General features: G+C 69.8%; 6 protein-coding genes. 4 read left to right on the top strand and 2 right to left on the bottom strand.

Translation table 11 applies throughout. From position 1 onward, the window contains the following. Window positions 1–300: DUF3683 domain-containing protein (locus tag ACR2JA_RS10875; protein WP_434009102.1), on the bottom strand; the 300-nt coding region annotated here is incomplete at its 3' end. A 111-nt stretch (window positions 301–411) separates the two neighbouring features. On the opposite strand from ACR2JA_RS10875, the gene ugpQ reads away from it, so the two are divergent. Then, window positions 412–1,170, top strand: a complete 759-nt coding sequence (gene ugpQ, locus ACR2JA_RS10870; protein ID WP_434009101.1) for a glycerophosphodiester phosphodiesterase — start codon at window positions 412–414, stop codon at window positions 1,168–1,170. A gap of 146 nt (window positions 1,171–1,316) precedes the next feature. On the opposite strand, the gene ACR2JA_RS10865 is transcribed toward ugpQ, so the two are convergent. Further along, window positions 1,317–1,586: a hypothetical protein gene (locus tag ACR2JA_RS10865; protein WP_434009100.1), complete on the bottom strand. Its 270-nt coding sequence runs from the start codon at window positions 1,584–1,586 to the stop codon at window positions 1,317–1,319. A gap of 49 nt (window positions 1,587–1,635) precedes the next feature. On the opposite strand from ACR2JA_RS10865, the gene hemA reads away from it, so the two are divergent. From hemA to prmC, 3 genes are all read left to right on the top strand, one after another. Next, window positions 1,636–2,910, top strand: coding sequence for a glutamyl-tRNA reductase (gene hemA / locus ACR2JA_RS10860; protein WP_434009099.1), 1,275 nt, complete (start codon window positions 1,636–1,638; stop codon window positions 2,908–2,910). An 87-nt stretch (window positions 2,911–2,997) separates the two neighbouring features. After that, window positions 2,998–4,098 carry a peptide chain release factor 1 gene (gene prfA, locus ACR2JA_RS10855; RefSeq protein ID WP_434009098.1) on the top strand — a complete coding sequence of 367 codons (1,101 nt, stop codon included), beginning with the start codon at window positions 2,998–3,000 and terminating at the stop codon, window positions 4,096–4,098. Continuing rightward, the gene (prmC, locus tag ACR2JA_RS10850) at window positions 4,095–4,937 is read left to right on the top strand and encodes a peptide chain release factor N(5)-glutamine methyltransferase (protein ID WP_434009097.1); all 843 of its coding nucleotides are present in this window, start codon (window positions 4,095–4,097) and stop codon (window positions 4,935–4,937) included. Before prfA ends, prmC begins: the two co-directional genes overlap by 4 nt. Window positions 4,938–4,955 lie beyond the last annotated feature (18 nt).

Raw genomic sequence — 4,955 nt, 5'->3', positions numbered from 1 at the left:
GTGGTGCAGCGCGTCGACCAGCGCGGCGCGGCGCTTGGGGTTGTCCAGCAGGTCGTCCTGCAGGTAGGGGTTGCGCTGCACGACCCAGATGTCGCCCAGCACCTCGTACAGCATGCGGGCCGAACGGCCGGTGCGGCGCTCGCCGCGCAATTCGTCCAGCAGGTCCCAGGCATGGGAGCCGAGCAAGCGCAGGACGATCTCCCGGTCCGAAAAAGAGGTGTAGTTGTAGGGAATTTCGCGCAAACGGGGCGATTCGTCGGCGGCGGTTTCCAGGAGCGGGAGCGGCGTGGGAGCGTTCATGTGCAGCGGAGTTCAGCAGGAAAAGCTGAGCCTTGGATGGTACCGCACCCCCCATTCACACACCCCCGCGGCGGGTACTGGCACACTGCTCGAAAACCCCCCGCACCCGCCATGAAACCAGCCCCTGCAGACCTGCCCCACTGGCCCTACCCCCGCTGGATCGCCCACCGCGGTGCCGGCCAGCTGGCCCCCGAGAACACGCTGGCCGCCTTCCGCCTGGGCGCACAGCACGGCTACCGCATGTTCGAGTGCGACGCCAAGCTCAGCGCCGATGGCGTGCTGTTCCTGCTGCACGACGACACGCTGGAACGCACCACCAGCGGGCAGGGTCTGGGCGGCGCCCTGCCCTGGGCGGCGTTGAGCCGGCTGGACGCCGGCGGCTGGCATTCGCGCACCCATGCCGGTGAGCCGCCCGCCACGCTCGACGCCGTGGCCCGCCACTGCCTGGCCAACCGGTTTGACCTCAACATCGAAATCAAGCCCAGCCCCGGCCTAGCCTATGTGACCGGTGAAGCGGTCGGGCGCGAAGCCCTGCGCCTGTGGGCTGGCGCCAGCGGCGCGCCCCCGCTGCTCAGCTCCTTCGAACCCGAAGCCCTGGCCGGCGCGCGCCAGACCGCTCCAGCGTTGCCGCGCGGCCTGCTGCTGGAAACCTTGTGCGAAGGCTGGCTGGACACCGCGCTGGGCCTGGGCTGTGTGGCTGTCATCTGCGACCACGAACACTGGACCGCCGAGGCCATGGCCCGCGCCCGGCAGGCCGGCCTGCGCACCCTGGCCTACACCGTCAACGAGCCGGCCGACGTGGCACGGCTGGAGGCCTGGGGCATAGACGGCATCATCACCGACGCGGTGGACCGGCTTTCACCGGTCTGAGGCGCGGTCACCGCCACGGTCCGCGCCGTCAAAGCGCACATCCTTCGCGCGAGGTGAATCTTCCAGAGACACCGCCGGGCTGGCTCCGCCAGACGGCTGGTGTCGCCCCCTGGAGGGGGTCGCGCGCAGCGCGGCGGGGGGCCGACCTATCTGCCTCGCACCCACCAGACCAGCGAGCCCTGGGCCAGCACCAGCGCGGTGTAGGTGAGCATCTTGGCGTCGCGGCCAAAGACAACCAACCCCACCAGCAACACCGCCACGCCCAGGCCGCACAGGGCCAGCAGTTCCTTGCGCGCGGCCCAACGGCCAGCGCGGGCCCTGGGCCACAGGCGGGGCATGCCCCACAGCAGCAGCGCCAGCCCGCAGGCCGGGGCGGCGAAGTTCAACAGGTGCCCGATCAGGGCCAAAAATGTCATGTCAGCGGGATGTCGGCGTCTTGGAGCGGCGAATTTTATAATCCGGCATATGTCTGTTTGGGCGCTCGGCATCAACCACCACACGGCTCCGCTTGATTTGCGGGGTCGCTTCGCGTTCGCGCTCGACCAGATCCAGCCCACGCTGCACGGTTATCGCAGCAGTCTGGCACGCCAGCCAGAGGCCACGCTGCTGTCCACCTGCAACCGCACGGAGCTGTACGCGGCGGGCGAACAGTCGGCCGTGGAACCCACGCTGGACTGGCTGGCGCAGACCGGCGGCGTCAGCACCCACGTGCTCAAGGACCACGCCTACATCCTGCGCGAGGGTGAAGCCGCACGCCACGCCTTCCGCGTGGCCAGCGGGCTGGACAGCATGGTGCTGGGCGAGGCGCAGATCCTGGGCCAGATGAAAGACGCGGTGCGCGCCGCCGACGAGGCCGGTGCCCTGGGCACCACGCTGCACCAGCTGTTCCAGCGCTCCTTCGCGGTCGCCAAGCAGGTGCGCACCTCCACCGAAATCGGCGCCCACTCGATCAGCATGACCGCCGCCGCCGTGCGCCTGGCCAGCCAGCTGTTCGAAGACCTCAAAGACATCAAGGTGCTGTTCGTCGGCGCCGGCGAGATGATCGAACTGGCCGCCACGCACTTCGCGGCCAAGACGCCCAAGAGCATGGCGATCGCCAACCGCACGCTCGAACGCGGCGAGGCCCTGGCCGGCCGCTTCGGCGCCCAGGTCATGCGCCTGGCCGACATCCCCGACCGCCTGCACGAGTTCGACGCCGTGGTCAGCTGCACCGCCAGCACCCTGCCCATCATCGGCCTGGGAGCTGTCGAACGAGCGCTCAAGAAGCGCCGCCACCGCCCCATGTTCATGGTTGACCTGGCCGTGCCGCGCGACATCGAGATCGAGGTCAAGGGCCTGTCCGACGTGTATCTGTACACCGTGGACGACCTGGCCAGCGTGGTGCAGACTGGCAAGGAAAACCGCCAGGCCGCCGTCGCGCAGGCCGAGGCCATCATCGACGCAGGCGTGCTCAGCTTCATGCACTGGCTGGACCAGCGCGACCCGGCCAAGGGCGGCGTGGTGCCGCTGATCCAGCAGATCAACGCCCAGGCCGACGCCTGGCGCGCCGCCGAACTGATGCGCGCCAAGAAACTGCTGGCCAAGGGTGAGCCGGTCGAGGCGGTGCTCGAAGCCCTGTCCAAGGGCCTGACGCAAAAGATGCTGCACGGCACCCTGGCCGAGCTGCACGCCGGCGACGCCGAGACCCGCGCCGCCACGGCGCAGACCGTCTCGCGCCTGTTCCTGCGCGAAAAGTCCTAGCGACGCCGCCCGGCGCCTTCGGGCGCACTGCACGGTCCGCCGGCCCCGTGCGCCTCTCCGTCGCCGTCGCTTCGTCCCGCCATTCGCATGAAACCCTTTGTCCGCGACACCCTGCTGCGCCAGCAAGCCCGCCTGCACGAGCTGGACGCCCTGCTCTCGGCCCCCGATGTGGTGAGCGATCTGGAGCGCTTTCGCACGCTCAGCCGCGAACATGCCGACGCCTCGGTGATCGTTGAGGCCTTCAACCGCCACCAGCAGCGCGAAGCCGACCTGGCCGCCGCGCAGGAGATGCTGGCCGACCCGGACATGGCCGAGATGGCACAGGAAGAGATCGACGAGGCCAAGGGCGACCTCGAACGGCTGGACGAAGATCTGCAGCACCTGCTGCTGCCCAAAGACCCGGACGACGAGCGCCCGGCCTTCGTGGAAATCCGCGCTGGCACCGGCGGCGACGAGTCGGCCCTGTTCGCCGGCGACCTGGCCCGCCTGTACACCCGCTACGCCGACAGCCAGGGCTGGACCACCGAGATCGTGAGCGAGTCGCCCAGCGAACTGGGCGGCTACAAGGAAGTGGTGCTGCGCATCGCCGGGCGCGGACCGGGCGCCAATGTCTATGGCCAGCTGCGCTTCGAATCGGGCGGTCACCGCGTGCAGCGCGTGCCCGCGACCGAAACCCAGGGCCGCATCCACACCAGCGCCGCGACCGTGGCCGTGATGCCCGAGCCCGACGAGGCCGAAGCGGTCAAACTCAACCCGGCCGAGCTGCGCATCGACACCTTCCGCGCCAGCGGCGCGGGCGGCCAGCACATCAACAAGACCGATTCGGCCGTGCGCGTGGTGCACCTGCCCACCGGCATCGTGGCCGAATGCCAGGACGGCCGCAGCCAGCACAGCAACAAGGCCAAGGCGCTGCAGGTGCTGCAGGCGCGCATCCAGGAAAAGGAGCGCAGCGAGCGCGCCGCCAAAGAAGCCGCCACCCGCAAAGGCCTGGTCGGCAGCGGCGACCGCAGCGACCGCATACGCACCTACAACTTTCCGCAGGGGCGCCTGACCGACCACCGCATCAACCTCACCCTCTACAAGCTGCTGCAGGTGATGGAGGGCGACCTGGGCGACGTGATCCACGCACTGCAGGTGGCGCGCGGGGCCGAGCTGCTGGCCGATCTGGAACAACAGAACAGCCGATGAGCACGCTGACCGATGCCCTGCGGCAGGCCGCCACCGCCAGCCTGGACCGTCTGGACGCGCAGATGCTGCTGCTGCACGCGCTGGGCCGCTCACCGCACGACCGGGCCTGGCTGATCGCGCACGACAGCGACCCACTTCCGTCTGAAGCCGCGAACCGCTGGACCGCACTTCTGCAGCGGCGACAACAAGGCGAACCCGTGGCCTACCTGCTGGGTGAAAAGGAATTCGGCGGCCTCACGCTGCAGGTGGATGCCCGCGTGCTGGTGCCGCGCCCAGACACCGAGGTGCTGGTCGACTGGGCGCTGGACGCCCTGCCACCACACGGCGGCACCGACGCACCCCGCCTGCTCGACCTGGGCACCGGCAGCGGCGCCATTGCGCTGACCATCGCTCGAAGCCGCCCTGATGCACAGGTCACCGCCACCGACGCCAGCGCCGACGCCCTGTCCGTGGCGCAGGCCAACGCGCGCCGCCTGGGCTTGCCGGTGCGATTCGCCCACGGCGTCTGGCTGGCCGCGGTGCCCGGTGAACGCTTTGACGTGATCGCCAGCAACCCACCCTACATTGCCGAAGGCGACCACCACCTGGCCGCCCTGATCCACGAGCCGATCAGCGCGCTGACCGCTGGCCCGGATGGGCTGGACGACATCCGCCAGATCGTGGCCCAGGCGCCAAACGCGTTGCACCCGGGTGGCTGGCTGCTGCTGGAACACGGTCACGACCAGGCCGCTGCCGTGCGCGAACTGCTGGGCGCACAGGGAGTCGAAGCCGTCAGCAGCCGCACCGACCGGGCGGGCATTGAACGCTGCAGTGGTGGCCGCTGGCCTGGCTTGCGATAATCGACTCCTCTGCCGGCC

The sequence above is a fragment of the Hydrogenophaga sp. genome, from assembly GCF_051007235.1.
In the GTDB taxonomy this organism is placed as follows: Bacteria; Pseudomonadota; Gammaproteobacteria; order Burkholderiales; family Burkholderiaceae_C; genus Hydrogenophaga.
The sequence above is the reverse complement of the archived record's forward strand: the minus strand, read 5'-3'. Positions and strand labels throughout refer to the sequence as shown.

Excerpts from the sequence above, each read along its gene's own strand:
- ugpQ (WP_434009101.1), top strand. The coding sequence starts at position 412 with ATGAAACCAGCCCCTGCAGACCTGCCCCACTGGCCCTACCCCCGCTGG.
- ACR2JA_RS10865 (WP_434009100.1), bottom strand. The coding sequence starts at position 1,586 with ATGACATTTTTGGCCCTGATCGGGCACCTGTTGAACTTCGCCGCCCCG.
- hemA (WP_434009099.1), top strand. The coding sequence starts at position 1,636 with ATGTCTGTTTGGGCGCTCGGCATCAACCACCACACGGCTCCGCTTGAT.
- prfA (WP_434009098.1), top strand. The coding sequence starts at position 2,998 with ATGAAACCCTTTGTCCGCGACACCCTGCTGCGCCAGCAAGCCCGCCTG.
- prmC (WP_434009097.1), top strand. The coding sequence starts at position 4,095 with ATGAGCACGCTGACCGATGCCCTGCGGCAGGCCGCCACCGCCAGCCTG.